General features: G+C 51.7%; 20 protein-coding genes. 14 read left to right on the forward strand and 6 right to left on the reverse strand.

The window, feature by feature from the left end:
- The first annotated feature begins 70 nt into the window (after positions 1 to 70).
- Positions 71 to 661, forward strand: coding sequence for an IMPACT family protein (locus HA050_RS03000; protein ID WP_166821826.1), 591 nt, complete (start codon positions 71 to 73; stop codon positions 659 to 661).
- A 157-nt stretch (positions 662 to 818) separates the two neighbouring features.
- Positions 819 to 3,089: a penicillin-binding protein 1C gene (gene pbpC, locus HA050_RS03005; protein ID WP_205836262.1), complete on the forward strand. Its 2,271-nt coding sequence runs from the start codon at positions 819 to 821 to the stop codon at positions 3,087 to 3,089.
- A gap of 191 nt (positions 3,090 to 3,280) precedes the next feature.
- Here the strand turns inward: pbpC and HA050_RS03010 are convergent, their stop codons facing one another.
- Together HA050_RS03010 and HA050_RS03015 are read right to left on the reverse strand one after the other, a co-directional pair.
- On the reverse strand, positions 3,281 to 3,643 hold the full coding sequence (locus HA050_RS03010) for a hypothetical protein (RefSeq protein ID WP_205836263.1): 363 nt from the start codon (positions 3,641 to 3,643) through the stop codon (positions 3,281 to 3,283).
- Between the two features lie 211 nt (positions 3,644 to 3,854).
- On the reverse strand, positions 3,855 to 4,331 hold the full coding sequence (locus HA050_RS03015) for an RNA polymerase sigma factor (protein WP_166821830.1): 477 nt from the start codon (positions 4,329 to 4,331) through the stop codon (positions 3,855 to 3,857).
- Positions 4,332 to 4,645: 314 nt separating this feature from the next.
- Here HA050_RS03015 and HA050_RS03020 point away from each other — a divergent pair, with 314 nt between their 5' ends.
- Positions 4,646 to 5,962: an MFS transporter gene (locus HA050_RS03020; protein WP_166821833.1), complete on the forward strand. Its 1,317-nt coding sequence runs from the start codon at positions 4,646 to 4,648 to the stop codon at positions 5,960 to 5,962.
- A 71-nt stretch (positions 5,963 to 6,033) separates the two neighbouring features.
- On the opposite strand, the gene HA050_RS03025 is transcribed toward HA050_RS03020, so the two are convergent.
- The 4 genes from HA050_RS03025 to HA050_RS03040 all read right to left on the reverse strand — a co-directional run bounded on the left by HA050_RS03025 (position 6,034) and on the right by HA050_RS03040 (position 13,449).
- A complete protein-coding gene (locus tag HA050_RS03025; protein WP_166821837.1) occupies positions 6,034 to 8,643 on the reverse strand; it encodes a sensor domain-containing phosphodiesterase in 2,610 nt (869 codons plus the stop codon).
- A 120-nt stretch (positions 8,644 to 8,763) separates the two neighbouring features.
- Entirely contained in the window at positions 8,764 to 11,070 is a 2,307-nt protein-coding gene (gene topA, locus HA050_RS03030) for a type I DNA topoisomerase (RefSeq protein WP_166821840.1), read from the reverse strand.
- 244 nt (positions 11,071 to 11,314) lie between these two features.
- Positions 11,315 to 12,391, reverse strand: coding sequence for a DNA-processing protein DprA (gene dprA / locus HA050_RS03035; RefSeq protein ID WP_166821843.1), 1,077 nt, complete (start codon positions 12,389 to 12,391; stop codon positions 11,315 to 11,317).
- Positions 12,391 to 13,449, reverse strand: a complete 1,059-nt coding sequence (locus HA050_RS03040) for a LysM peptidoglycan-binding domain-containing protein (protein WP_166821846.1) — start codon at positions 13,447 to 13,449, stop codon at positions 12,391 to 12,393. The genes dprA and HA050_RS03040 overlap by 1 nt, the downstream gene beginning before the upstream one ends.
- Before the next feature lie 147 nt (positions 13,450 to 13,596).
- Between HA050_RS03040 and def the strand changes: the two genes are divergently transcribed.
- The 11 genes from def (at position 13,597) to HA050_RS03095 (ending at position 26,567) form a co-directional block, all read left to right on the forward strand.
- Positions 13,597 to 14,100, forward strand: a complete 504-nt coding sequence (gene def, locus HA050_RS03045; protein WP_166821849.1) for a peptide deformylase — start codon at positions 13,597 to 13,599, stop codon at positions 14,098 to 14,100.
- An 81-nt stretch (positions 14,101 to 14,181) separates the two neighbouring features.
- Positions 14,182 to 15,108, forward strand: coding sequence for a methionyl-tRNA formyltransferase (fmt, locus tag HA050_RS03050; RefSeq protein WP_166821852.1), 927 nt, complete (start codon positions 14,182 to 14,184; stop codon positions 15,106 to 15,108).
- A 221-nt stretch (positions 15,109 to 15,329) separates the two neighbouring features.
- Positions 15,330 to 16,175, forward strand: a complete 846-nt coding sequence (gene htpX, locus HA050_RS03055) for a zinc metalloprotease HtpX (RefSeq protein WP_166821855.1) — start codon at positions 15,330 to 15,332, stop codon at positions 16,173 to 16,175.
- Between the two features lie 86 nt (positions 16,176 to 16,261).
- Positions 16,262 to 17,536, forward strand: a complete 1,275-nt coding sequence (rsmB, locus tag HA050_RS03060; RefSeq protein ID WP_166821858.1) for a 16S rRNA (cytosine(967)-C(5))-methyltransferase RsmB — start codon at positions 16,262 to 16,264, stop codon at positions 17,534 to 17,536.
- A 24-nt stretch (positions 17,537 to 17,560) separates the two neighbouring features.
- Positions 17,561 to 18,199 (forward strand): DUF4390 domain-containing protein, encoded by a 639-nt coding sequence (locus HA050_RS03065; protein ID WP_099396708.1) that lies wholly within the window; start codon positions 17,561 to 17,563, stop codon positions 18,197 to 18,199.
- Positions 18,192 to 20,330 (forward strand): sensor histidine kinase, encoded by a 2,139-nt coding sequence (locus HA050_RS03070; RefSeq protein ID WP_166821861.1) that lies wholly within the window; start codon positions 18,192 to 18,194, stop codon positions 20,328 to 20,330. The genes HA050_RS03065 and HA050_RS03070 overlap by 8 nt, the downstream gene beginning before the upstream one ends.
- A complete protein-coding gene (locus HA050_RS03075; protein ID WP_166821864.1) occupies positions 20,323 to 21,624 on the forward strand; it encodes a sigma-54-dependent transcriptional regulator in 1,302 nt (433 codons plus the stop codon). The genes HA050_RS03070 and HA050_RS03075 overlap by 8 nt, the downstream gene beginning before the upstream one ends.
- Positions 21,624 to 22,601, forward strand: a complete 978-nt coding sequence (locus tag HA050_RS03080) for a tetratricopeptide repeat protein (protein ID WP_166821867.1) — start codon at positions 21,624 to 21,626, stop codon at positions 22,599 to 22,601. Before HA050_RS03075 ends, HA050_RS03080 begins: the two co-directional genes overlap by 1 nt.
- A 210-nt stretch (positions 22,602 to 22,811) precedes the next feature.
- Positions 22,812 to 24,188, forward strand: coding sequence for a Trk system potassium transporter TrkA (trkA, locus tag HA050_RS03085; protein ID WP_166821869.1), 1,377 nt, complete (start codon positions 22,812 to 22,814; stop codon positions 24,186 to 24,188).
- On the forward strand, positions 24,188 to 25,657 hold the full coding sequence (locus HA050_RS03090; protein ID WP_166821872.1) for a TrkH family potassium uptake protein: 1,470 nt from the start codon (positions 24,188 to 24,190) through the stop codon (positions 25,655 to 25,657). Before trkA ends, HA050_RS03090 begins: the two co-directional genes overlap by 1 nt.
- A 280-nt stretch (positions 25,658 to 25,937) precedes the next feature.
- Entirely contained in the window at positions 25,938 to 26,567 is a 630-nt protein-coding gene (locus HA050_RS03095; protein ID WP_166821875.1) for a LysE family translocator, read from the forward strand.
- Positions 26,568 to 26,610 lie beyond the last annotated feature (43 nt).

Here is a 26,610-nt window from a genome sequence, read left to right on the forward strand (position 1 = left end):
TTGGGTTACGCCAATTTATCCGCAAAAATCCGCGAATAAACCGGCTAACCCAAGCTACGCCAGATACCCCATGACTACATCCATTGCCACTGCCGTTTCTGCAGAAATCATCATTAAAAAAAGCCGTTTTATTGCCCATATCCACCCGGTGAGCGGTCGCGCTGAGGCGCTGGCGCTGGTCGATGGCTATTGGAAGCAACACCCCGAGGCGCGGCATGTTTGCTGGGCACTGCTCGCGGGCGGTGAATCGGGGATGAATGACGATGGCGAGCCATCGGGCACGGCGGCCAAGCCGATTATGAATGTCTTGCAGCACAAGCATCTCGATGGTGTATTGGGCGTGGTGGTGCGCTATTTTGGCGGCATCAAGCTGGGCGCTGGCGGCTTAACCCGCGCTTATACCGATGCCATCGCCACCGCTCTGCTGGATGCCGAATACATCACCAGCGTTACCCAAAACAATATCGAAATCGCCCTGCCCTTTGCCGACGAAGGCCGCATCCGCCGCTTCGTCGCCCAAAACGAAGGCATCGTTTTAGGCGTGCACTACAGCAATATCGAAGCCTATTTACAACTGCAACTCGCCCAGGACAAAACCACTGCGCTGCTGGAAGAAATCAACAATCTATGCGCCGGGCAGGTTAGGCTTACGAGTGGCTGATTTGCAAATCTACTGCGGAAAAGTTCTGCAGACACAGAGGGCGGGGAGAGCACCAAGTATTTACAGGTTGGGTTAGCAGCCTGCGTGCGCGGTTTACCTCGCTCAGCGATATATCGCGTAACCCAAGCTACAAGACACACTCAGCAGGAAACACCGCTTGTTGAAACATCGGCTCTTCAAACGCTTCATCCTTGCACTGCTAATCCTCAGCCCGCTGCTGATCCGCCTGTGGCCGCATGAATCGCTGGCGGTTGCAGGGTCGACTGCCGTGCTGGCGCAAGATGGTAAGTTGCTGCGGCTGACTCTTGCCCCCGATCAGCGCTACCGGCTGTGGCTGCCGCTGGAGGATTTTTCCCCCACGCTGATAGCCGCGCTAAAATTGCAGGAAGACCGCTGGTTTTACTACCACCCCGGTATCAACCCCATCTCGCTGCTTCGCGCCATCACAGCCACTTATGGCGGCGGGGCCAGGCAAGGGGCTTCCACGCTAACCATGCAATTAGCGCGGCTTAAATATCGGCTTAATACCAAAAGCCCTGGTGGCAAGCTCAGGCAAATCGGCATGGCGCTGTGGCTGGAGGCGCGTTATAGCAAGCACGATATTTTAGAAGCCTATTTAAATCTCGCCCCCTACGGCAGAAATATTGAAGGCGCGGCGGCGGCCAGCCTTAGTTACTTTGGCAAGCCAGCCAAAGCACTCACCCTGCCAGAAAGCCTGACGCTGGCGGTGATTCCGCAGCAGCCTAATCAGCGTTTGGGCAGCGGCGCATCACTCACCGATGCCCGCCAGCGCTTGTGGCAACGCTGGCAAAAACGCTACGCTGTCAGCCCGGAACAAATCCGCCTGATGACCCTGCCGCTGCCGGTAAAGCGCCTCGAACAACTGCCGTTTCGTGCACCGCACTGGGTGGAACAAAGACTGGCCGATTCGCCAGAGCAAAGCACGCTGAACACCACGCTCGATCTGCAATTGCAAACCCTGCTGGAAAAACAAATCCGCCAATATCTGGCGCAAAGCAGCACACGCGGCATTGTGAACGCCAGCGCCATGCTGGTCGATACGCGCGATCAGTCGGTACGCGCCCTGGTCGGCTCGGCGGATTATTTCAACGCCAGCATTGCCGGGCAGGTGAATGGCACCGAGGCCAAACGCTCGCCTGGCTCTACTTTAAAACCATTTATTTATGCGCTGGGGCTGGATCAGGGCGTGATACACCCGCAGAGTATTTTGCGCGACACGCCCAGCGCCTTTGGCCCCTATCAGCCGGAAAACTTCGACGGCCGTTTTGTTGGCCCCTTAAGCGCCACCGAAGCGCTGATCAAAAGCCGCAATATCCCCGCTGTGTGGCTGGCCAGCCAGCTAAAAAACCCCAGCTTTTACGATTTTTTGCAGCTGGCTGGCATTAGTAAACTGAAATCAGAAAATCACTACGGGCTGGCACTGGTGCTGGGCGGCGGCGAAGTCAGCATGGTCGAGCTGGCCGGGCTTTACACCATGCTGCTCAATGATGGCCGCTTAAAACCGCTGCGCTACTTAAAAGAAAGCCCCAAGCCACGTGGAGAAGTCTTGCTTAGCCCCGAAGCCAGCTGGCTGGCACTGGATATGCTGAGTAAAAATCCCCGGCCAGACGGCGGCAGCAATGCCTGGCCTGTGGCGTTTAAAACCGGCACTTCATGGGGCTTTCGCGATGCCTGGACAGCAGGCGTGGTTGGCCCCTATGTACTGGTAGTCTGGCTGGGCAATTTTGACGGCCAAGGCAACCCAGCGCTCATCGGTCTGGAAGCCGCCGCCCCGCTGTTCTTTCGCATCAGCGACGCACTGGCCCTGGCAAAACCCGCCGATAAGCCGCAACCACGCAGCACACCGATGGGTCTGAAACGCATCAATATCTGCACCGCCAGCGGCGATTTACCCAATGCTTATTGCCCTCAGCAAAGCAGCACATGGTTTATCCCAGGCAAATCGCCTATCCGCGTCAGCACCCTGCATCAGCCAGTGCACATCGATACCAAGAGCGGCCTCGCAGTCTGCCCGCCTTACGATCCTGCCCATACCAAAACAGAAATATTTGAGTTTTGGAGCAGCGATATGGCAAGGCTGTTTAAAGAAGCAGGCGTCCCCCGCCGCAAACCACCGCATATCGATTGCAGCGGCATAGCCAGCCCTGGTGACGCGCCCAAAATCAGCTCACCGCTGGCAGGCCTTAGCTACACCCTGCGCCTGTCCAAACCCGACGAAACCATCCCCCTGCAAGCCGCCGCCAGCAGCGAGCAGCTTTACTGGTTTGATAATCAGATTTATCTGGGCAGCGCAAAAACCAGCGGCCTGGCATGGCGGCCACAAGCAGGCGGCTGGCATCAGCTTAGCGTGGTTGACGATCAGGGCAGAAGTGACAGCAGGCAGGTGATGGTGGAGTTATTGCCGTGAAGCAAGGAAGGATAGTTTTTTTGTCCACGCGCTTGCAAGAATATCAACGACACGCATCATGTGGCGTTTACCTCGCCAAGTAAGAAATTTTTATGTCTCATGAAAGCTAAAAAAGCCAAACCATACAACTGGGTATAGTTTCAGGCTTCTTATTCCCTAAAAAAAACCATGGACCTTATACCTCTCATTTTTCATCCAAAAATAAATAAAAATAATAATATTGCAGGGACAACTACTCCCCATTTAACAAGTTTTCCAAAATAAATAAATCCAACAAAGAAATATGAATGCATCCATAAAAAAGAAAACAAAATTACAGTTATAATCCCTTGAATAGTTTTTGGGTGAAACTTGCTCTCTAGCAGTATTTCGACTCCTGATGTCAGCCATATAGACCATGGCAAAGTCATAATCATTAAAGGCAAATCAAAAAGTAAACTAAAAGTAGTTTTTGTATTTTCTATATTGCTCATAAAAAAATGGGCCATATTGTAAATCAATATAAATGGCAAAATAACGATGAAAGACTTAAATACTCGCTCAGGATTTTCCATGGCACCACCATATATTAAAAAATATTTTTTAGATTGATCGAAAAACCAAAGAACGGGAGTTAAGTATTTTTTCACTCAAAGTTAAAGAACTGCTCCAAATAAACACTTCGATTATAAAAACCATTATATGTCCAACCAGCAGGGAGGCCGCAGTTAATTCAACTTATTATTTTTTAAATAAAATCCGTCTCCATTTTTAGAAAAGTATCATTCATTCCCCAACTTGCACCGCCTCATCTTTCCGCCAATAACCACTAGCCAAAAGCTGCTCGCGCACCTGAGCTCTGGCCCGGTGCAAGCGACTTTTGACTGCCTCCAGGCTCAGGCCCAGTTCGGCCGCTACCTCAGGTGCGGTCAGCTCGTGTACATCGCGCAGCAGTAAAATCTCGCGATAAATTGGGGTGAGCTGCTGCAATGCTCGGATTAAATCCATCCTCAGGTCGGCGGGGACGGGCGGTGAATGAGGTATGTCATGTGGTGCCAGCTCGCCCAGCGATTCGGCATATTTTTGGCGGCGAAACAAGCGATAGCACTCGCGCTCGACGATGCGAAACAACCAGCTTGCCAACGTAACCACGGTGCGCAGCGCACCGATCTGGCGATAAAGCTGACTATACCGGCAGTCAGCCCCGCCCAAACAGCCCAGACAATTCCTAAACCAAGTGCGATACGAAGAACGCGTTCCCACAGGGGAAGATTGCGTTTAATGAAGAACATGGTGAATCCTTAGTTTGCTGTGAATGACTCTTAGCAAGAGCCGGCAAAATTCAAAAAGGATTCAGCGATAGTCAAAATGCTACGGGCGCTTGCTCTGTAGCAAGCGCATCAGTTTTTTTATATACAAGTGACAGCTCAGCTTTGCTTGATACTGAAGATGATCCTCACTCACTGCAACAAAACACCTTACTCGCTTACAATAAACCTTGCCTGCGCTTATCCCCTCCAGTAATCTCGATCAAAGCCGAAGTTTTCTGCCAAATCAGCTACATAAGAGAATATGGAATGAGAGACCAAATCCAGCAGGGAAATATATCCGCGGCCAGGCCTTTAAACAGGGAAGACTGCAAAATCTTAGGATTAGCATCGCTGGGTGGCGCTTTAGAGTTTTACGATTTTATTATTTTTGTGTTTTTCACCGTGGTTTTAGGCAAGCTTTTTTTCCCGCCTGATATTCCTGATGCGCTCAGACAAATCCAGACTTTCAGTATTTTTGCCGCCGGCTACCTGGCCCGCCCATTGGGTGGGATTGCAATGGCCCATTTTGGTGATTTGCTGGGCCGCAAAAAAATGTTCACGCTCAGTATTTTAATGATGGCCCTGCCCACACTGATGATTGGCTTGCTGCCCACCTACCAGCAAATCGGCATCTGGGCCCCGCTGTGCCTGCTGGCTTTGCGTATTTTGCAAGGCGCGGCCATTGGTGGCGAAGTGCCCGGTGCATGGGTATTTGTTGCCGAGCATGCGCCAGAGCGCCACACCGGGCTGGCCTGCAGCATCATTACTTCCGGGCTGACTCTGGGTATTTTATTAGGCGCATTAATTGCTATGGCGATTAACAGCCTGTTCAGCCCTGCCGAGCTGGAAGCATGGGCATGGCGTGTGCCCTTTTTAATTGGCGGCATATTCGGCCTGATCGCCATGTATCTGCGTAAATGGCTGCATGAAACACCGGTATTTTTAGAGCTGCAGGCCAAAAAGCATCTTGCAGACGAGCTGCCACTCAAAAAAGTATTACGGGATCATCGCCAGAGCATTGTGATTTCAATGCTTGGCACTTGTTTGCTGGCGGTAGCTATTGTAGTTGCTATTCTGATGACGCCAGCCTACTTGCAAAAGCAGTTTTCAGTGCTGCCGGTTGATTCCCTGCGTGCCAATTGCTATGCCATCGTGGCACTGAGCATGGGCTGTATTGTGGCTGGCTGGGCATCAGATAAGCTGGGCAGCGGCCTTACCCTGCTGATTGGCAGCGTCTTGCTGGGCGGCAGCAGCTACGCCTTTTATCACACCATGAGCCATGACACGGGTCAGCTCGCCCTGCTCTACCCGGTGATGGGCTTTACCGTTGGGATTGTGGGTGCGGTGCCGCTTTTGATGATCAAGGCCTTCCCCGCTGCGATTCGCTTCAGCGGTTTGTCCTTCTCTTACAATGTGGCTTATGCGTTTGCAGGCGGGCTAACGCCCGTTGTTTTATCGCTCTGGATTAAATCCGATGTGCTGGCACCAAGCTACTATCTTTTACTGCTCAGCACAGTTGGGGCGGGCTTAGGCGGCTATCTGCTGCTTAATCAGCGCCAGCACCTCAGCCACAGTATCCGCTGATCAAAAAGCCGTCCCCTGCCAGGCAAGGGACGGCTTTTTTTAAAGTGATTTTCAGTTTAAAACAGCAACGGCTAAATCTTGGCCTGTAAACCTAATCTCATCCACAACTCAGCCACGCCACTGGGCACAGGCTCGCTAAAGTAAAAGCCCTGCATGCATTGCACGCCCAGGCCTTGCAGAAAGCGGGCGGTTTCCAGGTTTTCTACGCCTTCCACAATAATCTCTAAACCCAGCCCCAGGCCAAGCTGCACAATGGCCTGCATAATGCGGCGGCCGTCTTCGGTGTGCAGGCGCAAGGCAAAAGAGACATCAATTTTAATAATTTGTGCAGGCATTTCATGCAGCTGGGAGAGCGATGAATAGCCGGTGCCAAAATCATCAATGGCGATTTCAAAGCCCGATGCATTGAGCTGACGTAAATGACGCAGCTGGCGCGAGTAATCAGTCAGCGCAACCGATTCGGTGATTTCCAGCACCACATCTTCGGCCCGCAAACGGTGCTGCATGAGCTTCTCATTCAGCTGAGTCACAAATTGCGGCTGAAACAACTGGCTGCGCGAGATATTGATCATCAATCTTTGCTTAAGGCCTGCATCCCGCCATTCGCGCAGTTTAATAAAGCTTTGCTCTATCACCAGCTCGGATAATTCCTGAATCAGGCCTACTTTTTCGGCCATGGGGATAAATAACTCAGGGCTGATCCAGCCACTTTGCTCATCCTGCCAGCGAGCCAGCGCTTCAACCATCAGCACTTCACCCGTTCTGCCATCCACCACTGGCTGGTAAAACACTTGCAGGCGCTGATCGCGGATTGCGGTTGAAAGGCGGGACTGAATGGCGACATGTTCTCGGCCCAGCGCCTTTAAATGCACAATATCGCTGTAGAAACAGACATTATTACGCCCGGTATGCTTGGCGTGATACATGGTGTGATCGGCAGCAGAGAGCAGCTCTTCACCCGATTCTGCGTTATCCGGAAACACAGCAAAGCCCAGCGAAATAGTCGGCTGGGTTTCCATGCCGTTAATGGTGACGCCTTTTCTGGCGGCGTTTTTCAGGCGCTCAGATAACTCCCGCATCACATTTAAATCACTTAAATCCGGGATTAAAACAACAAACTCATCCCCGCCCCAGCGGGCGATCACATCATTTTCGCGTAAAACACTTTCCAGCTGCCGCGCCACATTAACCAGCAGCTCATCGCCAACCTGATGGCCAAATGCATCATTAATCTGCTTAAAGTGATCCAGATCGATAAAACCAAGCGCAACTTTGGTGTTTTGAATACGGGCTCTGTCGATCGCGCTGTGAATCTCGCTATCGAGCATCAGGCGATTGGGCAGCTTGGTCAGCGTGTCGTAAAGCGCCAGCTGGGTAATATGCTGCTCATTTAAATGGCTGACAGTAACATCGCGCAACACGCCACGAATCGCCGCTAACAAGCCATCAGGGGTACGGTGAGCAATCAGGCGGGCCTCAACCCACAGGTATTCACCACTGGCCTGAATCAGTCTGAAGCGCTGGCTGACAGGCTCGGTTGTTTTGAGTATTTTTGAGAGTGCCTCAACCATCAGCATTCCATCGCCAGAATGCACCCAGGCAAATAGTGGCTGCCCCAGATCTTTTGCCATTTCACGCAAATCAAGACCACGCAGCTTTGCCCATGCAGGCGTGGTACGCACCAGCTCGCCGGTCGGCGCCAGATCAATCACCGCTTCTTCAAGCAAATTCAGCGTATCCAGCATGGTCTTGCGCTGCGCGTCTTCCAGCATCAGCGCCGTTACATCGTGGACAAGGGCCACCGCATGGTTTTGCCCGTTTGGCGCTTGCACTGGCTGCAAACGAACCAATAAATACACGGGCCCTTTGGTCGTTTGCACGGTGCAGTTAAATTGGGCGCTTTCTTTATTTTGCAAAATACGCGGCAGATAGTGCACCAGCTCAGAGGCCAGCTCGTAAGGCAGCACACTAATAATGGCACGGCCCTGCAGCATTTCAGCAGAAGGCAAATCCGGGTGCCCGGACCACACGCTGACAATCACGCTCTGCTGATTGCACTCAAACACCATATCTTGCAGCACGCCAACCAAAGCACGTAAGCGCTGCTGATTGCACAGCAGCTCCTGCTCTACCCGCTTTTTAACCATGGCCTGCGCCACATGATTGCTCAGCATCGCCAGCAGGCGTAACTCACTGCGGCTGCGCAGAATTTCTGCATCATTTAAAAAACACAGGAAGCCAAATGGCTCGCCTTTTTCAAGCAGGGGAATGCACAAAAGCTGACGAACACCAATTTGTGCCATCAGCATTTGTTCAGCAAGGGGTAATTCTAAAAGAGACTTACTCAGCATCATGCCCACAGCCAGCGTATCTGCCAGCAGCGGATAACTGCTGTAATCAAGCGAGCGGCAGGGATCCGGCGTGAAATCAGCAAGGCGGGTATCGGGTGAGCGCCATGCAGAAGTCAGATGTGAAACCTGATTATCAGGGGTATTCAGATACAGGCAAGCCGCGCTGCTTTTAGACGCTTCGGCCAAAATTTGCAAAGCCTCCAGCATGTCTTGCTTGCTGGTATCGAGCAAAGCCGCCACGGTGCTGTCAAAAGCTTCAAAGTAAGTTTGCAACAGCCCAAGTTCGCTCCGAAGTTCGAAATCAGGATCAGATAATACATTGCGCTGCACGGCAAACCTCTTTTGAAGAGTGCCCCAAAGTGCTGATTCGGGGACTCTGAAACTAAGCATTGCGGATTATTTCCGCCCTACAAAGGTAATGAGGGTGAGCTTCAAGCTCACCCCAACACCTTACTCCGCCTCAGCTTTTTCAGCTTTTGGCGCAGGCCCTTCGATGACTTCCACATAACCACATTCTTTCTGTGGGCACACTTTTTCTGTACCACGACGCTTGGTCACCTTAATGGTCATCACTGGCCATTTACACTGCGGGCAACATTCGGCAATCGGTGGATTCCAGGTTGCGTATTTGCAATCCGGATAGGTATTACACGAGTAAAAGAGCTTACCGTAGCGGCTCTTTCTTTCGATCAGGCTGCCCTTTTTGCATTCCGGACACTCAACACCTGTATCACGCGGTTTTTCGAGTGGCTCGATATGCTTACACTTTGGATAGGCCGAGCAGCCAATAAACTTACCATAACGCCCTACCTTGATATGCAGTGCCGATTCACATTTCGGGCAGGTGCGGTCAGGTACGACTTCAGGCTCGGTTGGCGCGGTATCGGCGTCATCCCCCAGATTGCGGGTGTAATCGCATTCCGGATACGTAGTGCAGCCAATAAAGCGGCCGCGTTTACCTAAACGGATCGCCAGTTTTGCCACGCCACATTTTGGACAGTCTTCGTCCATTTCTTCCTGGGTGACTTCTTTACGCGATAAGCCGGCTTTTTCTTCACATTGCTTATGAAACCCTTTCCAGAAATCTGCCAGCACCGGAATCCAATCCCGTTTACCGGTAGAAATCTCATCCAGCTTATCCTCCAGCTTGGCAGTGAAGTTGTAATCCACATACTGGGTAAAATGCTCAGTAAGGAATTTATTCACCACTTCGCCGGTATCGGTCGGGGTAAAACGCTTTTTATCAAGGATCACATACTCGCGATCTTTCAGCGTTTTAATGGTCGATGCATAGGTAGACGGGCGGCCAATACCAAATTCTTCCAGCGATTTAACCAAAGAAGCTTCAGTAAAGCGCGGTGGCGGCTGCGTAAAATGCTGCTCGCCGGATAACTTATCTACCGGCAGCTTATCGCCCACATTCAGTACCGGCAGGCGTGCTTCGTCTTCTTCTTCTTCATCATCGGTATCTTCCTGATAAACGGCAATAAAGCCAGGAAATACCAGGGTCTGGCCAGTGGCGCGGAAAATGGCATCCGGGCCAACGGCAATATCAACAGCCACCGTATCAAACTTAGCCGCAGCAATCTGGCTGGCTAAGGTGCGCTTCCAGATCATTTGGTAAAGCTTAAACTGATCGGCTGTTAAATAGGCTTTCACCGCATCTGGCGAGCGATAAATCGAAGTCGGGCGAATCGCTTCGTGCGCTTCTTGTGCGTTTTTAGCTTTGTTTTTGAAAATAACCGGCGAATTAGGCAGGTATTCTTTCTCAAATTTTTCGCCAATATACGAACGGATTTCGTCCAGCGCATCGTTGGCCAGGGCCACAGAGTCAGTACGCATATAGGTAATCAAACCGACGGTTTCACCACCAATGCTCATCCCTTCATAAAGCTGCTGAGCTGTACGCATAGCGCGATCTGTGGTCATACCCAGCTTACGAACCGCTTCCTGTTGCAGAGTAGACGTTGTAAACGGCGCAGCAGCGCTGCGCGATTTCTTTTTCTTGTCTACAGCCTGAATCTCAGCAGTCTGGCCGCTGAGCGCATCAAGAATGCGCTCTTGCGTACCCGTATCGGGGATATCAAACTGCTCGAGCTTCTTGCCCTGCCATTGGGTCAGTTTTGCACCAAACTTGCTTCGGCCCTGATGGGTATCAAGGTGAACTGACCAGTACTCTTGCGAGGTAAACGCGCGAATTTCGATCTCACGCTCGCAAATCAGGCGAAGTGCCGGGCTTTGCACACGGCCAGCCGAAAGGCCGGAGCGCACTTTACGCCAAAGCAGCGGGGATAAATTAAACCCAACCAGGTAATCCAAAGCACTGCGTGCCTGCTGAGCATTCACCAGATCGCTGTCAATATCGCGCGGATTTGCCACGGCATTGAGTACGGCAGTTTCGGTAATTTCATGGAACACCACGCGCTTAAAAGTGCGACTGGCAGTCAGCAGTTTTTTAGAGCGTAAAATTTCCATGATATGCCAGGAAATCGCTTCACCTTCGCGGTCCGGGTCAGTTGCCAGAAAGATATTGGTGGATTCTTTCACAGCGGCAACCAGAGCATCGACGTGTTTTTTATTCCGTTCGATCACCTGGTATTTCATTTTAAAATCATTCTCGGGATCAACCGAGCCGTCCTTTCTGACCAATCCACGGACGTGACCATAGGAAGCAAGGATCTGGAAATCCTTACCAAGATATTTAAGCAGCGTTTTCGCCTTAGACGGCGATTCGACAATCAATAGATTTGCGGGCATGGGTCCCCGGCACGTTTATATATAAATTAAAGGACTGACTTAACAGCAGGTGGCGTATTAATGACGGCAAACCCTTGTTTTACAAGAGCATACCTGAGCAAAAAAAACACATCCCTTACTATAAGCAGCGCATCTCACAACATTTTGCATATATATCCAAAGCAATCAGCTCTATGGATATAGCAGGAAATCGGGCGGGGCAAGCAAGCATCCAAAATGGACAGAGCAAATACTTACGCCCTGCTCAGGCAATCCGCTGATAGCGGCTACCGGGCAGGGCGACAATGCAACCTTCAAGCTCCAAGGTCAACAGCATCGCGGATAGCCTGTCTGTCGTCAAGCCGCAGCGTTGTGACAATGTTTCAATATCGACGGGATCGAAACCCATATTTTGTAAAAAAGGACTACTTTTTGATGCTTTTTGCTTGCCTGGTCCTTGCACGGGGCTAGCCCAAGCCAGCTCGGATAATACATCCTCAGCTGACTCAACCAGCTTGGCTCCCTGCTTGATCAGCTGATGACAACCTCTTGCCATGGGTGAGTGAATGGAGCCTGGTATGGCAAAAACCTCTCTCCCTATATCTGCGGCCTGTTTCGCCGTTATCAAGGAGCCGCTGCCCACGGTGGCCTCAACCACCAGGCACCCCAGCCCCAGTGCGGCGATGATTCGGTTACGCCGGGGAAAATGTTCTGCTTTGGGAGGACTGCCTAAGGCTAACTCAGAAAGGATCACGCCATCACTGGCAATTTGATGTGCCAATTCACGATTGCTGGCCGGGTACACCCGATCGAGCCCCGTTCCTACCACCGCAATGGTCGATGAAGCGGCTGCAAGTGCCCCCTGATGGGCTGCCGCATCAATCCCTGCAGCAAGGCCGCTCACCACGCTAAGCCCTGCCCCGCTGAAGCATTGAGCAAACTCTCTTGCATTTATGATGCCTTGCGGGCTGGCGTTCCGGCTGCCAACAATGGCCAGTGCCGGAGCAGACAATAAATCTGTGCGCCCTTTTATATACAAGAGTACCGGCGCATCGGGTAAATCCAGGAGGCTGGACGGGTAATCTGCATCGCCAAGGCACAGCAGACAATTGCCTTCTTCTGCCTGCCAGGCAAGGGTTTGCCGGACAGTTTCTTCAATATCCGGGCTATCCAGCCAGGCTTTTAATACTAAGGGACTCAGAACTTCAGCCAGCCCGGCCGGTTTGGCTGCAAACACGGCCTCTGGCGTTCCAAAGCGGCTTAAAAGCGCAATTTGCTTTCTGGGCCCCACTTTGGTCACGGTGGTGAAGCGCAGCCAAAGCCGCACTTCATCCTCGCTCATCAAGGCGTTTTCACCTCGTCGCCCACATTCACCGCTCGGGTACTATCCAGCACTAAGCCATAGGAAAACGCCGGGAAAACACGGTAAATAAATAAATTACCGTTTTTTTCTACCGGGGTATAACGATCAGGCTCGTTGCGATTTTCCTTGCGAATCAGGCGGCCAGCCTTGTAGTTAAAAAACACACTGCCCACATCCACACCCTGATCTGAGCCGCGGTTAATCACAACCGTTGTCAGAGGCCCCGCTTCAGCCACGCCACCATAAGATGAAACCACACGGCCACTCACCGGGGTTTCCGGCACATGAGGTACAAAATTAAGGAAAGGGGCTTCATTGGCACGAATCAGGCGGCTGCCCACCAGAATTTCTTCTTTTGAAGAAGTCAGGCGCAATGTTGCCACATCACCTGTGACCTCCAGACGGGCATCCCCCAGGTATTCAACCTGATGGCCAATGACCCGTTTTCTTTCAGGATCATCAGGATCAATCAGATTTTTACCATCACGGAAAACCTGCCAGTTATCCCCAACTTCACCTGTCAGGCCAACTGCATAGACCTTATCTCCACTGGCAAAAATCACACGCTCATCCGGACCAGCGGCAATTCGCGGTGCAGCGGCGAAGGTTTCGTTATCAATCACCAGTGGTTTATTCAGGAAGGGGCTGATTGCAGATAAAGGGATACTTGGTGTTGCGCCATCCGCCAGAGAGGTCGAGCGAATACGCGGTGACACCTTGCCCGAAACCGGCGCAGATGCAGGCGATTTTTCGTTTTTAAGCAAGCGCAGACGCGGCTCACCGCTGCTCTTATCCAGCAGCACCACATCACCCGGATAAATCCAGTGTGGATTTTTAATGTCCGCTTTATTAAGCTGCCAAATTTCCGGCCAGCGCCATGGTTGTTTCAAAAAATGACCCGAAATACCCCAGAGGGTATCGCCTTTTACCACCACATAACGATCAGGCGCGTTATCCTGCATGGCAAGAGTATCTGCAACTGCAGACCCAGATAAAAGTACGCCTACCCAAAGTAGCGATATAATTGTTTTTCGCATGATGGCGATTTCTCTCCGCCGAAAAAGATGTTAGCCGAGTGCTTACATCAGTTTTTCGGAACATGTTTATTTGACTACTGCTTATTTTACAGCCACAAGCAAGAAATTTGCTTGTAGCAATCACCGCTCTTACTTGCACAGACTAAAATGGCCATTCTAAATATTTTGCACTACCCCGACGACAGGCTGTACACCATTGCCAAGCCTGTTACTGTATTCGATGATCGCTTACAGCAGCTGGTTCGCGACATGAGTGAAACCATGTACGCAGCTCCAGGCATCGGTTTAGCAGCCACACAAGTGAACGTTCACCAGCGTGTTGTTGTGATCGATATCTCTGAAGAGAAAAATAGCCTAATGGCGCTGATTAATCCTGAAATCGTAACGATGGATGGAAAAACCATGTGGGAAGAAGGCTGTCTTTCTGTTCCTGGCATCTACGAAGAAGTAGAACGCGCCGAACGGGTTAAAGTCCGCGCCCTTGATATTAAAGGCGAAATCTTTGAATTAGAAGCCGACGGTTTACTCGCCATTTGCATTCAGCATGAATTAGATCATCTGGATGGTAAAGTTTTTGTAGAAAAACTCTCCAAGCTGAAATTGAGTCGTATCGTGCAAAAACTTAAAAAAAATCAGCGTAAAACCATGTAACTCATCGCCGCCCTCTGGCCTGCATTGCGGTATTTTCACCACAATAAAGGCCCGACAGCAGCCCACCGTGGCTCATACAACATGAAAATAATCTTTGCCGGCACGCCGGATTTTGCCGCTTGTGCGCTACAAGCACTGATTGCGGCAGGGCATGACATTGCTCTCGTTTTAACACAACCAGACCGCCCCGCAGGGCGTGGAATGAAGCTCACAGCATCCCCGGTCAAAGTACTGGCAGAGCAGCATGGCATCCGCGTTTATCAGCCGGAAAAGCTGCGTACTCCGGAGCAGCAGGCCCCATTAGCCGAAATAAAAGCAGACGTAATGATTGTCGCGGCATACGGCCTTATCCTGCCGCAGGCCGTGCTTGATTTACCAAAGCTTGGCTGCCTGAATATTCATGGCTCACTGCTGCCCCGCTGGCGTGGCGCAGCCCCCATTCACCGGGCAATTCTGGCAGGGGATACCGAGACTGGCATCACCATTATGCAAATGGATGCGGGCCTTGATACGGGGGACATGTTATCCATCCACCGCACCGCCATCGAAGCAGATGACACCACGGCCAGCCTGCACGATAAGCTGGCTGTCCAAGGGGCAAAGGCCCTTGTTGAAGCGCTGGAAAATCTGCCCGCACTGCAGCAAACACGCCAGGTGCAGCCTGAAGCGGGTGTGACTTACGCCGATAAACTAAAACGTGAAGAATCACAAATCGACTGGCACAAATCTGCAGCCGGGCTGGATCAGATGATCCGTGCTTTTAATCCTTATCCTTCAGCTCAGACACTGCTGACAGGGCAGGCGCTGAAAATCTGGCAGGCCACGGTTTGCCAGCAAAGCGGCGCTCCCGGCACTGTACTGGCTGCTGATAAAGACGGGCTGCTTGTTGCCTGTGGCAGCGGCTCGCTCAGAATTACCGAGCTGCAAAAAGCAGGCAGCAAACGGGTCACAGCAGCCGCATTTTTGTCGGGCAATAGCATTGAGGCAGGCTTAAAATTAGGGGAATAAGAAAGCGCTTTGGGTGCGGCGGCAGATAAAAGTCTGCCCCAAACATGTTCGTCATTCTCTTTCGGCGGCCGTTTTAGCGGCCACAGGCAAAATCCCGGGGAATGCCGGTTTAAGCAGCGCAAACCCTGACCGGCTCTGGTTTTAATTGGCAGAGCACAGAGATTGAATTTTTCTGAAAAAAAAGCATCTGATAGAAATCAATCTGATTTTCCGGGTAGAAAATGAATAACTGGCTAAAAACAAGCATTCTGATGGCGGGCATTATTGCACTCTTTGCGATGATAGGCGCAATGCTCGGTGGCAAGAGCGGCATGCTGCTGGCCCTGCTTTTGGGGGGTGGAATGAATGTCTGGGCCTATTGGAATTCAGACAAGATGGTGTTGCGTATGTACAACGCTCACCCTGTTGATGCCCATAGCGCACCCGAACTTTATGCAATGGTGGAAGAGCTTTCCAGGAATGCAGGCCTGCCCATGCCAAAAGTTTATGTCATCGATGAAGACCAGCCCAACGCTTTTGCCACCGGCCGCAACCCGGAAAATGCCGCCGTTGCAGCCACCACTGGCATTATGCGGGTGCTTTCTTACCGTGAATTACGCGGGGTAATGGCTCATGAGCTGGCGCACGTTCAGCACCGCGATATTTTAATCTCAACCATTTCAGCCACCATGGCCGGAGCCATTTCTGCACTGGCTAACTTTGCCATGTTTTTTGGCGGCCGCGATGAAAATGGCCGGCCAATGAATCCGATTGTCAGCATTGCTTTAGCCATTTTGGCCCCGATTGCTGCCTCACTGATTCAAATGGCAATTTCCCGTGCACGGGAATTTGAAGCCGATGCCGGCGGCGCGCGTATTTCAGGCGATCCGCTGGCTTTGGCCGATGCTTTACAAAAAATTGAAGCTTACGCACTGGGCATTCCCATGCACGCTGCCAATGCCCATCCGGAAACCGCGCAAATGATGATTATCAACCCGCTGATTGGCGGTGGATTATCAGATTTATTTCGCACCCATCCGCAAACAGCAGAACGCGTTGCAAGATTGCACGCGATTGCACGCGGTTAATTGTTACATTAGACACACAGTCACAGACGCTTCTGCTTGCAGATCCAGCGTTTGTACTGGCGGCCATTTCACAGAAAGAGAATATTTTGCTTGCTACTCAAAAATTTGCCAGCCGCATTGTCGCTGGTGTACTTGCCGGCCAAAACCTGACCGAAGCCCTGAATAAGGTCTGGCGCGAAGACCCCAGCCTGTTGCCGCGCCAAAAAGGCGCGATTCAGGATGTAAGCTACGGCACCCTGCGTCAGCTGGGCTTAATCGAAAGTATTTTAAAACAGCTATTGCAAAAGCCCTTACACGAGCCAGAGCTGAAAGCACTGCTGCTGGTTGCAATTTACCAGCTGCAATTTAGCCGCTCTGCCCCGCACGCTATTGTGGATCACGCCGTTAAAGTGGCGATGCAAACCGGTGCGGGCCACGGTAAGGGCCTGGTGAATGGCGTGCTGCGTAACTTCCTTCGCCAGAAAGACGATCTCTTCAAAATGGCGCAAAACAGCGAATACGGCCAGTACTCTCACCCTGCATGGTGGATTTCAGCCATGCGCAAAACCTATCCAAGACAATGGCGCAATATCCTGCTGGCCAATAATCAGCATCCGCCAATGACCCTGCGGGTTAATCTGAACAAAACCACCAGCGATGCCTATATCGCCCTTTTAGCTCAGGATGAAATAACCGCCAGCTCCAGCGACGGGCAGTCCATTCAGCTGCAAAACCCGGTTGGTGTTGATCGTTTACCACACTTTTTTGATGGCTGGGTTTCAGTACAGGATCTGGGCGCGCAATATGCCGCAAGGATTTTAGATGTAGCCGATGGCCAGCGTGTGCTGGATTCTTGTGCTGCACCAGGCGGGAAAAGTGGCCATATTTTAGAGCTGGCCAAAGTCAGCTTAACCGCCATCGATAACGATGCAGCCCGACTTCGCCGTGTGCAAGAAAACGTAGACCGGCTGGGCCAGACTGCCACCTTACAGCTTGGCGATGCCAGCCAGCCTGACACCTGGTGGGATGGCAAACAATTTGACCGCATCCTGGCGGATGTACCCTGCTCCGCAACAGGGGTGGTGCGCCGCCACCCGGATATCAAGTGGCTGCGCCGTCCTGAAGACTTTGCAGGTTTCGCACGCCAGCAAGCCCAAATGCTCGATGCACTCTGGCCACTCGTAGCGCCCGGTGGCAAACTCCTGTACGCTACCTGCTCAGTTTTTGCGGCGGAAAATACCGAGGCAGCGAGCGCATTTGCGGCTCGGCATGCCAACGCAGAACGACTGCCTTTACCTGATTTTATTCCCGCAGATGGTCAACTCCTGCCGACACCGGAACATGATGGCTTTTTCTACGCCCTTTTTGCCAAAACGGCATAATCGCCGCGAATTGCGATTATCGTCATGCTGAAATCCAGCATGACGACCCGCCATGCACAAAGCCAGCCTCGTCTTATCAAGCTGGCTTTGTTTTGCATAGCCAGCCTGCTTTGCGCATGGGTTTGGGCCGATGCTGGTGATATTAAGGCGCAAAAAGCCGAGGCAAGCTTTGCGGATAATCGTGTTGAGATTGCTGCCCGCTTTGATGTATCGCTTTCTAATGATTTACAGGAAGCGCTCAAAAATGGCTTGTCTCTGACCTTTGTGTATGAGTTTCAGCTGACCCGCCCCCGTATTTACTCATGGTATCGCCAGCTTTCAGATGGCTTTGGCCCCAATGCCATGCTGAGCTACCAGCTTTCTTATCATTCGCTGTCGCGGCAATACCGCCTGCATATTGGCAGCTTTTACCGCAATTTTCCCAATGTAAATGATGCATTAGCCGCCTTGGGCATCGTGCGTAACTGGGGTGTACTCACCGATAGCAATATTGCCCGCGACCGCAATCCTGATTTTGCGGGCAAAGTACGTTTAAAACTTGATCGCTCCCGCCTGCCCAAAACCTATCAGCTCACCGCCTTTGGCCACGAAGAATGGCAATTAGAATCGCCCTGGGTCGATCTGGCCAAAGTACGCACCGAAGACGCCGTCAGTAATGAGTAAACCTAAGCTGCTGTTTTTTGCCTCTCTGGGCGCAATTCTGATTTTCTTACTGGCCACCGCCAGTGGTAACACTTCAGCCTTTGCCGAGTATTACACCTTGCTGCTGGTACTAAACTTGCTGCTGCTGGGCGGCCTGCTGGTTTTAGTCAGCATTCGCTTAATCAGCCTTGTTAAGAAAGTGCGGGCCAAAGTATTTGGCTCAAGGCTTACGCTGAGAATGGTGCTGATGTTTGCCCTTGTTGCCGTACTGCCCGGCACGCTGGTTTACACACTGTCGGTGCAGTTTTTAAACCGCAGTATTGAAAACTGGTTTGATGTGCGCGTCGATCATGCTCTGGATCGTGGCCTGAACCTGGGGCATAACGCCATCGATTATCAGTTGAGCGATCTGGCCAGAAAAGCCAGCGTGATTGCGCTCGATATCAGCGAAGACAGCAGCTCCGGGATGCTGCTGAGGCTGGGCCGTCTTCGCGAGCAAACAGGCGTGCAGGAATTATCTCTCTTTAACGAATCAGGCCAGACGCTTGCCCATATCGGCGGCGAGAATGCCAGCCTTTTTCCCATTCAGCCCGATCGCACCCAGCTGCGCCAGGCAATGCGCGCCCCCTTTAAAATCATTGAGCCACTCAATGATCAGGGGCTGTCCATGCGGGTGCTTGTGCCGGTACGCGCCAGCAATTTTGGTGAAAAAACACGGTTGTTGCAGCTGGTTCAACCCGTACCTAAGCAGCTTGCTGCCGATGCCGAGTTGGTTGAGAAAGTTCGCAACGATTACAAACAATTATCGCAATCAAGGCGCGGGCTGAAACTGATTTACAGCCTGACGCTGACGCTTGCCCTGTTAATGGCCCTGCTGGGCGCACTGGCCCTGGCCATTTACTTATCAGACCGCCTTGCAGCTCCGCTCTCGGTGCTGGCAGAAGGCACCCGTGCCGTTGCTGCTGGCGACTACTCACAAATGCAGCCGGTAATCAGCAGGGATGAGCTGGGGATACTCACGCATTCGTTTAACCGTATGACCAGACAGCTGTCAGAGGCGCGCAGCACGCTGGAAATGCATCAGGCCGAACAGGCTGCAGGACGGGCGCATCTGGGTGCTATTTTGGGTTCTCTCTCTGCAGGCGTATTATCTTTTGATAACGCATGGCAATTGCGCTCATCCAACCAGAGCGCCTTAAGAATACTGGGGATAGACCCGGAAAGAATCGGCTCAGAGCCCCTTTCTAACTGGCATTTATTCTATCCGGCACTTACACCCTTTTGTGCTCAGATCGCAGATAGATTACTATCTGAGCAAGACCGTTGGCAGCATCAGTTAGAACTTGCTAATACAAAGCGCGTTTTGCATATCCGGGGCACGCATTTACTGGATCCGCAAGATGACAGCCACACCGGTTTTGTAGTGGTATTTGATGATGTCACCGATTTACTATCTGCTCAGCGTGATGCAGCATGGGGGGAAGTTGCCAGACGTTTAGCGCATGAAATTAAAAATCCGCTCACGCCAATCCAATTAGCGGCAGAACGGATGGAGCATAAGCTGGCAGATAAGCTGGATAAAGCCAGTGCAGAGCTTCTGGCAAGAAACACCCAGACGATTGTGCGGCAGGTGGGTGCATTAAAAGACATGGTTGATGCGTTCAGAGATTATGCACGCCAGCCCAGCGGCAAGAAAAAGCCGCTGGATTTACAGCAGCTGCTGACTGAAATTTTAGTGCTGTATGAAGCCTCTCCGCTGATTTTAAATCAGGTCAGCGAGGAGCCTTTAATCGTGCTTGGCGACGCTACCCAGCTGCGCCAGGTGATCCATAACCTCTTGCAAAATGCTCAGGACGCCATCACAGGGCTGGAAAATTCCGAAAATCCCAAACGGATTTACCTTAAGATGGAAAAAAATGAACGTTTTGCAAGCCTAACCGTTACAGATAGTGGCAGTGGATTTCCAAATGAACTTTTATCTCGGATTTTTGAGCCCTATGTCACCACTAAAATCAAAGGGACAGGCTTAGGTTTAGCTATCGTAAAAAAAATAATCGAAGAACATCAGGGCCGAATACAGGCCGGCAACAGGGATGAAGGCGGCGCTTGGGTAAGAATCGAGCTGCCCCTCGCGGAGGAAGCAATTGGCTAGTCAGGATATTTTGATCGTCGACGATGAAGTCGGCATTCGCGAATTATTATCGGAAATTCTGCAAGACGAAGGCTATGGCATAGTGCTGGCCGAAAATGCAGAAGCCGCCCGTAAAATTAGAAATCAATCCCAGCCACGTCTGGTGCTGCTTGATATCTGGATGCCGGATACGGATGGTATTACTCTGCTGAAAGAATGGTCGCGTAATGGTCAGCTCACCATGCCTGTGGTGATGATGTCCGGCCACGCCACCATCGATACAGCAGTAGAAGCCACCCGCATCGGGGCGCTTGATTTCCTCGAAAAACCCATTGGTTTGCAAAAACTATTGGCTACGGTCAAGCGCGCCCTGTCGCTGCCCAGCGAGACATCTGTACGCGCCCCGACTTTAGAGCGTTTAGGCGCGGGCAGTGCCATCCAGGAATTGCAATCCACCCTCAGCCCGCTGCGTGGCAGGCCGGGCCCGGTCTTACTGCTGGGCTTACCTGGGGTAGGATTTGAACACTGCGCCCGTTTTCTGAATTTGCCCAATGCGCCCTTTGTTTCGCCGCCCTCCAATGAAGATTTGGCTCAGGCGCCACAAGAGCTGCTGAATAAAGCGACGGGCGGTATTTTATTTTTGCGCGATTTAGCCTGGCTGGATCGCCGTGCTCAGCTGGGCCTGAAAAGCATTCTGCCTAAGCTGGAAAAACAACGTGTGCGCCTTGTGTGTGCATCCAGCAAGCCATTAAGTGTTCTGGCTGGCCAGCTGGAACCTGAGTTATTAAATTATATTTCCCAGCTCAGCATTGCCATTCCTTCCCTGGCAGAGCACCGCGAAGACATTCCTCAGCTGGCTGAAAAACTGCTTGCTGATGCCATCAGTGTGCATAAGCTGGGACCCCGCTACTTCAGCCCGCTGGCCTTGCAGCTGCTATCGCGCCAGGTATGGGCCGGTAATCTGGATGAATTAGCCAATGTGGTTAAAAGCGTCGCCATTACCAGCCGTGATGGCGAAATAGACAGCGCTCCTCTGGCGCGTCTTTTGTCTCAGTTTGCTCCAAATGGCAGCATCAGCACTGAAAGCCACAACCAGCATGTATCGGGTCTGCCCAATATTGATCTGAGCCTGCCACTGCGTGAAGCGCGTGATCAGTTTGAAAAACTCTATATCGAGCGCCAAATTGATTTATCAAACGGCAATATGAGCCGCGTGGCAGAAAAAGTGGGCCTGGAACGCACTCATCTTTACCGTAAGCTCAAACAGCTGGGTATTGCTGTGCCTAAAAAACAGCGCAGTACCGAGGAAGAATAATGCTGGCAAGGCCCAAAGCGCTTCCCTCTGATATTGATCGCTTAATTGACAGCGCAGATGAAATCCTTGCCACGCAGGCCAATGAAGGCCTGCAGCTGGCAGGGCATGCGCTCTCACAGGCGCAGGCAACGGGTTATATCAAAGGTGAAGTGCTGGCGGGCCTCGTGCGGGGCAAAGCGCAGCTGATGCTTGGCAAGCATCAGAATGCACAGGCAACCTTCGGCCAGGCTTTAGCGCTGGCTCTGCCAGCTTCAAACGAAAAAGCACTGCTGCTCGAACAGCTTGGCCGCAGCTATCTTGATTTGGGTGAAACAACAGAAGCGGCCCGAATCTGGACCGAGTGTGCAGAGCTTGCGCTTCAGAACAATAACTTCACCACGTTTATTCAGGCCCAGATCGGGCTTGGACAAGTGCATTTTGGCTTTGAAGAATACTCAGCAGCACTGCAATGCCACTACAAGGCTTTTGATTTTTTGCACACCAGCCATGATCCGGTCTTGCGCTCTCAGGTGTATATCAATATTGCCGTTGATCTTTACAGCCTTGAGCGCCTCGATGAAGCAAAAACCATGTTGCAAAGCGCGAAAGATATGTCGCTGTCCGTTCGCCATTTAGATCACGAAACCGAAATTTACCGCATCAGTGGTTTATTGCTTTTAAAGCAAGGTGATCTGGAAAACGCCAGAACCCAGCTTAATATCGCTTTAAAAATCAGCCAGCTGCAAGACAACCCGTGGCATAAAGCCAGCAGCTTACTGGGGCTGGGCCAGTGTGATCTGGCTGAGGAGCGCTGGGCTCAGGCACAAATGCAGCTTAATCAGGCTTTAAACCTGGCAACAGATCTGGCAAACCCCCATTTACTCTGCCAAATTCACCGTGCGCTGTCTGAAGCGCATATCAGCCTGGATGCAGATACTGCAGCCACACATCATTTTGCATATACCCGGCATCAGCATTCGCTGCAACGCCCGCTCTGACCCCCTGAATCGCCCGCAAGCCTGTTGCCATCAATCCGGCACTATCAATATTTTTTCACTTGCTAAGATATAACAATCAAAGCAAGCTCTTTCCCCCGAAGGCTTTGCAAGTATTCTGGCCGCGTGCATTGTTCAGACTGCTTTTTTAAGCCAGCCTTATCCGTTTCAGGCTGACGTCTGCATATTTTGCTCATCAGATGGAAAAACACTGTGTCTAATATTTTGATCCTGGGTGCCGGCCGTGTGGGTGCCTCTGTTGCTGAACAGCTTGTTCACGAACGCTATAACGTCACCATTGTGGATGAAAACCCGGAAAGCTTAAAACCACTGGCAGACCGGCTGGACCTTCGTACCGTGGTAGGCCACGCAGCCAGCCCGGCGGTACTTGCTGCTGCCGGAGCGGCAGATGCAGATCTGCTGCTTGCCGTTACACCGCTGGATGAGCTTAATATGGTGGCGTGCAAAATTGCCTATGAGCTATTCAATATCCCTACCCGGCTGGCACGGATTCGCGATCCCGATTTGCTGGCTCACCCGGAGTTATTTATCGAGAGCAACTTTGCAATCGATCATGTCATTACCCCGGCGCAAATTGTGACTGATTATTTAGTCAGCCTTGTAGAAAACCCCGAAGCACTGCAGGTACTGGATTTTGCCGACGGCAAAGCCCAGCTGGTTGCCACCAGAGTTGAGGCTGGCGCACATATGGATGGCCAGGATCTGGCCTCGCTGAATCGCCTGCTGCCAGGGATTGATCGCCGGGTAGTTTCTATATACCGCAAAGGCCACCGCATTCACCCTGACGGCAATACGATATTGCAAGTGGGGGATGAGGTTTTTTTCCTTGCTGCAAGCGAGCATATCCGGGATGTCATCAAGGAAATGCGCGGTACAGAAACCCCAATCAAGCGCATTACCCTCTCAGGAGGTGGCAATGTGGGCTTCAGGCTGGCTCAGGCTTTAGAAAAAGACTACCAGGTTAAAATCATTGAAGCCAATCGCGAGCGTGCCAGCTGGCTGGCCGAAGCGCTGCCCAAAACGCTGGTACTCAGGGGCGATGCAACCGATGAAGCCCTGCTGGAAAGCGAGCAGATTGAGCGCTGTGATCTCTATTTTGCCCTCACCTCGGATGATGAAGACAACATCATGTCCTGCCTCTTAGCCAAACAAATGGGCGCACGAAAAACCATCGCCATTATTAACCGCTCACGCTATGTGGATTTACTGCAGGGCGGGAAAATCGATGTGGCCATCTCTCCGGCCATTGCCACCATCGGCTCCCTGCTCGCTCACGTCAGAAGCGGCGATGTGGTTGCTGTGCACAGCCTGCGCCGTGGAGCAGCCGAAGCCATGGAGCTTATCGTGCATGGCACCTCTGCCACTTCGCGGGTAATTGGCAAAAAGCTGGACGATATTAAATTGCCATCCGGTGCTGATTTAGCAGCCATCGTGCGCGGAGAAAAAGTACTGATTGCCCATGGGGACACCATGATTGAAGCGGAAGATCACATCATTTTATTTGTCGATAACAAAGCGCACATCAGAGAAGTAGAAAAACTCTTCGCCGTAAAAATGGGGTTTTTCTAATGTCACTCGCCCAACGCATTTTCCCCACAGTGAATATTCTGGCCCGGGTATCGGGCATGTTTTCGCTGTGGATTTTGCTGCCGATTGCGGTGGCATGGTTTTGCAATGATGAAGGGCTGGCCCCCTTTATCACCTCGCTGACCTTCCTGCTGCTTTTTAGTGTGGCTTTGGCTGTGCTGACCCATGGCTATAAGCGGGAAATGAAAGCAAGAGATGGCTTTGTTCTGGTAGTTGGCCTTTGGACGGTACTGCCCGCGGTTTCTGCCTTGCCGCTGCTGCTGTTTAACCCCTCTCTCTCTTTTACCCATGCCTACTTTGAAACCATGTCGGCGCTCACCACCACAGGGGCAACGGTATTAACGGGGCTGGATCACCTCCCCCCTTCAATTAATTTATGGCGGCATTTGCTTAACTGGCTGGGCGGCATGGGAATTATCGTGCTGGCGGTGGCGATTCTGCCGATGCTGGGAGTGGGGGGGATGCAGCTCTTTAAGGCCGAAACACCAGGCCCCATCAAAGATGCCAAGCTCACCCCACGCATCAGAGAAACCGCGCGTAATTTATGGATAGTCTACGCAGGGCTTACGCTGGCCTGCACTTTGCTGCTTAAATTTGCGGGCGGGATGAGCTGGCTTGATGCGGTCTGCCATGCTTTTGCCGCGATGTGCCTGGGTGGGTTTTCTACACACGATGCCAGTGTCGGCTATTTTAATTCGCCCATAATCGAAGCCATACTGATTGTATTTATGCTGCTGGCCGCCACTAATTTTGCCACACACTATACGGCGCTTTCCGGGCGAAAACTCTCTGCCTATTTAAAAGACTCTGAGTTTAAAGCCATGATTCTGCTGATTCTGATCAGCACCCTTGGCTGCGCGGCCTATTTAGTGGTTCAAAAAACCTATGGCGATTTTTTTACTTCGCTCAGGCATGTGGCCTTTAATCTGGTCTCCATTGCCACCGATTCGGGCTTTGCCAGTGTGGATTTTGGCATGTGGCCTATTTTTGTACCGCTGCTGATGCTGTTTTTATCCTGCATCACCGCCTGCTCCGGCTCTACAGGCGGCGGGGTTAAAATGATCCGAACCCTGATTATGATGCGTGAATCCGGCCGGCAAATGTCCAGCTTACTGCATCCAAACGCCGTTCATCCGCTGCGCGTAAATGGTATGGCCATCCCGCATCAGATTATTTTTGCGGTGATGGGATTTATTTTTCTATACGCAATGAGTATTTTTGTACTCACCTTTTTACTCCTGCTCTCTGGTCTGGATTTTCTTTCCAGCTTTACGGCAGTCATCGCCTGTATCAACAACGCAGGCCCGGGGCTAGGTGTCGTTGGCCCTGCCTCTAATTACGGCGTGCTCAGCGATATTCAAATCTGGATTTGTAATTTCGCCATGCTGCTTGGGCGGCTGGAAGTCTTTTCACTGCTGATTTTGTTTACCCGTGTTTTCTGGAAATCTTAAGCAATACTGCGCAGCAAAACCTGAACCTTGAACCACAGAGAACACGGAGTTTCACAAACATAAAAACCTGGTTTCTGACGTTTGTCTCCATCTGTGTCGAATCAAAGTGGTTTAAGGCCTGGTTTCTTGTATCAGCCCATGGTTGCTACCACACCCCAAACTCAGTTGATTTCTGCTGACAAAAGGTAATACGTCCATTCAAGCCCCTATCTCAAGCTGTTAAACTGCCCGTCCTGCCGTATTCTCACCTGCCCCGGGCAAGCACTGACAGAGCCTTAAAATGGATGTATTCATCACCGGTTTTTTACTTTCTATTTCACTTTGCCTGGATCTGGGCATCGTCAACGTCGCCCTGATCGATACCAGCCTGAAACACGGCCCCCGCCCCGCGCTGTGGATGGGCTTTGGCTCATGTTTTGGTGATATGGTTTGGGCGATTGTTTCCCTGTTAGGCATGAGTGTTTTACTGCAGTTTACAGCCGTAAGATGGCTGACCTGGCTTGGTGGTGGCTCGGTATTACTTTACCTCGCGGTAAAAATGGCACGCCAGGCGTGGCAGGATGCCAGGCACACAGAAAGCCCCTCCATCCCCCATGCAGGCCGCCGGGGCATGTTTGGCCGCGGCATGATGCTGGCCATGGCCTCGCCTTCATCCATTCTCTGGTTTGCCGCCGTAGGTGGCAGCCTGATCGCCCAGGCCACCGATGGCAGCCTGCTCTCTGCCACACGTTTTCTTTGCGGATTTTTTGCCGGCGGCATGGCCTGGACTTTACTGATGGTTTACAGCGCCACCCATGGTGCCAGGCTGTTTGGCCAGCGCTTTACCCAAGGCTGCCTGCTGCTGTCAGCCCTGCTTTATCTGTGGTTTGCGGGTTTAGTACTGGTCAATGGCTATCGAAATTTGCTGTAGTCCATCCGCTTCTCATAGAAAATATATCGCCTCCGGCAAGCCA

Source organism: Iodobacter violaceini, assembly GCF_011601265.1.
GTDB lineage: Bacteria > Pseudomonadota > Gammaproteobacteria > Burkholderiales > Chitinibacteraceae > Iodobacter > Iodobacter violaceini.

Excerpts from the sequence above, each read along its gene's own strand:
- HA050_RS03000 (WP_166821826.1), top strand. The coding sequence starts at position 71 with ATGACTACATCCATTGCCACTGCCGTTTCTGCAGAAATCATCATTAAA.
- HA050_RS03080 (WP_166821867.1), top strand. The coding sequence starts at position 21,624 with ATGCTGGCAAGGCCCAAAGCGCTTCCCTCTGATATTGATCGCTTAATT.
- HA050_RS03020 (WP_166821833.1), top strand. The coding sequence starts at position 4,646 with ATGAGAGACCAAATCCAGCAGGGAAATATATCCGCGGCCAGGCCTTTA.
- HA050_RS03040 (WP_166821846.1), bottom strand. The coding sequence starts at position 13,449 with ATGCGAAAAACAATTATATCGCTACTTTGGGTAGGCGTACTTTTATCT.
- HA050_RS03070 (WP_166821861.1), top strand. The coding sequence starts at position 18,192 with ATGAGTAAACCTAAGCTGCTGTTTTTTGCCTCTCTGGGCGCAATTCTG.
- HA050_RS03065 (WP_099396708.1), top strand. The coding sequence starts at position 17,561 with ATGCTGAAATCCAGCATGACGACCCGCCATGCACAAAGCCAGCCTCGT.
- HA050_RS03010 (WP_205836263.1), bottom strand. The coding sequence starts at position 3,643 with ATGGAAAATCCTGAGCGAGTATTTAAGTCTTTCATCGTTATTTTGCCA.
- fmt (WP_166821852.1), top strand. The coding sequence starts at position 14,182 with ATGAAAATAATCTTTGCCGGCACGCCGGATTTTGCCGCTTGTGCGCTA.
- htpX (WP_166821855.1), top strand. The coding sequence starts at position 15,330 with ATGAATAACTGGCTAAAAACAAGCATTCTGATGGCGGGCATTATTGCA.
- HA050_RS03095 (WP_166821875.1), top strand. The coding sequence starts at position 25,938 with ATGGATGTATTCATCACCGGTTTTTTACTTTCTATTTCACTTTGCCTG.
- topA (WP_166821840.1), bottom strand. The coding sequence starts at position 11,070 with ATGCCCGCAAATCTATTGATTGTCGAATCGCCGTCTAAGGCGAAAACG.
- def (WP_166821849.1), top strand. The coding sequence starts at position 13,597 with ATGGCCATTCTAAATATTTTGCACTACCCCGACGACAGGCTGTACACC.
- dprA (WP_166821843.1), bottom strand. The coding sequence starts at position 12,391 with ATGAGCGAGGATGAAGTGCGGCTTTGGCTGCGCTTCACCACCGTGACC.
- HA050_RS03090 (WP_166821872.1), top strand. The coding sequence starts at position 24,188 with ATGTCACTCGCCCAACGCATTTTCCCCACAGTGAATATTCTGGCCCGG.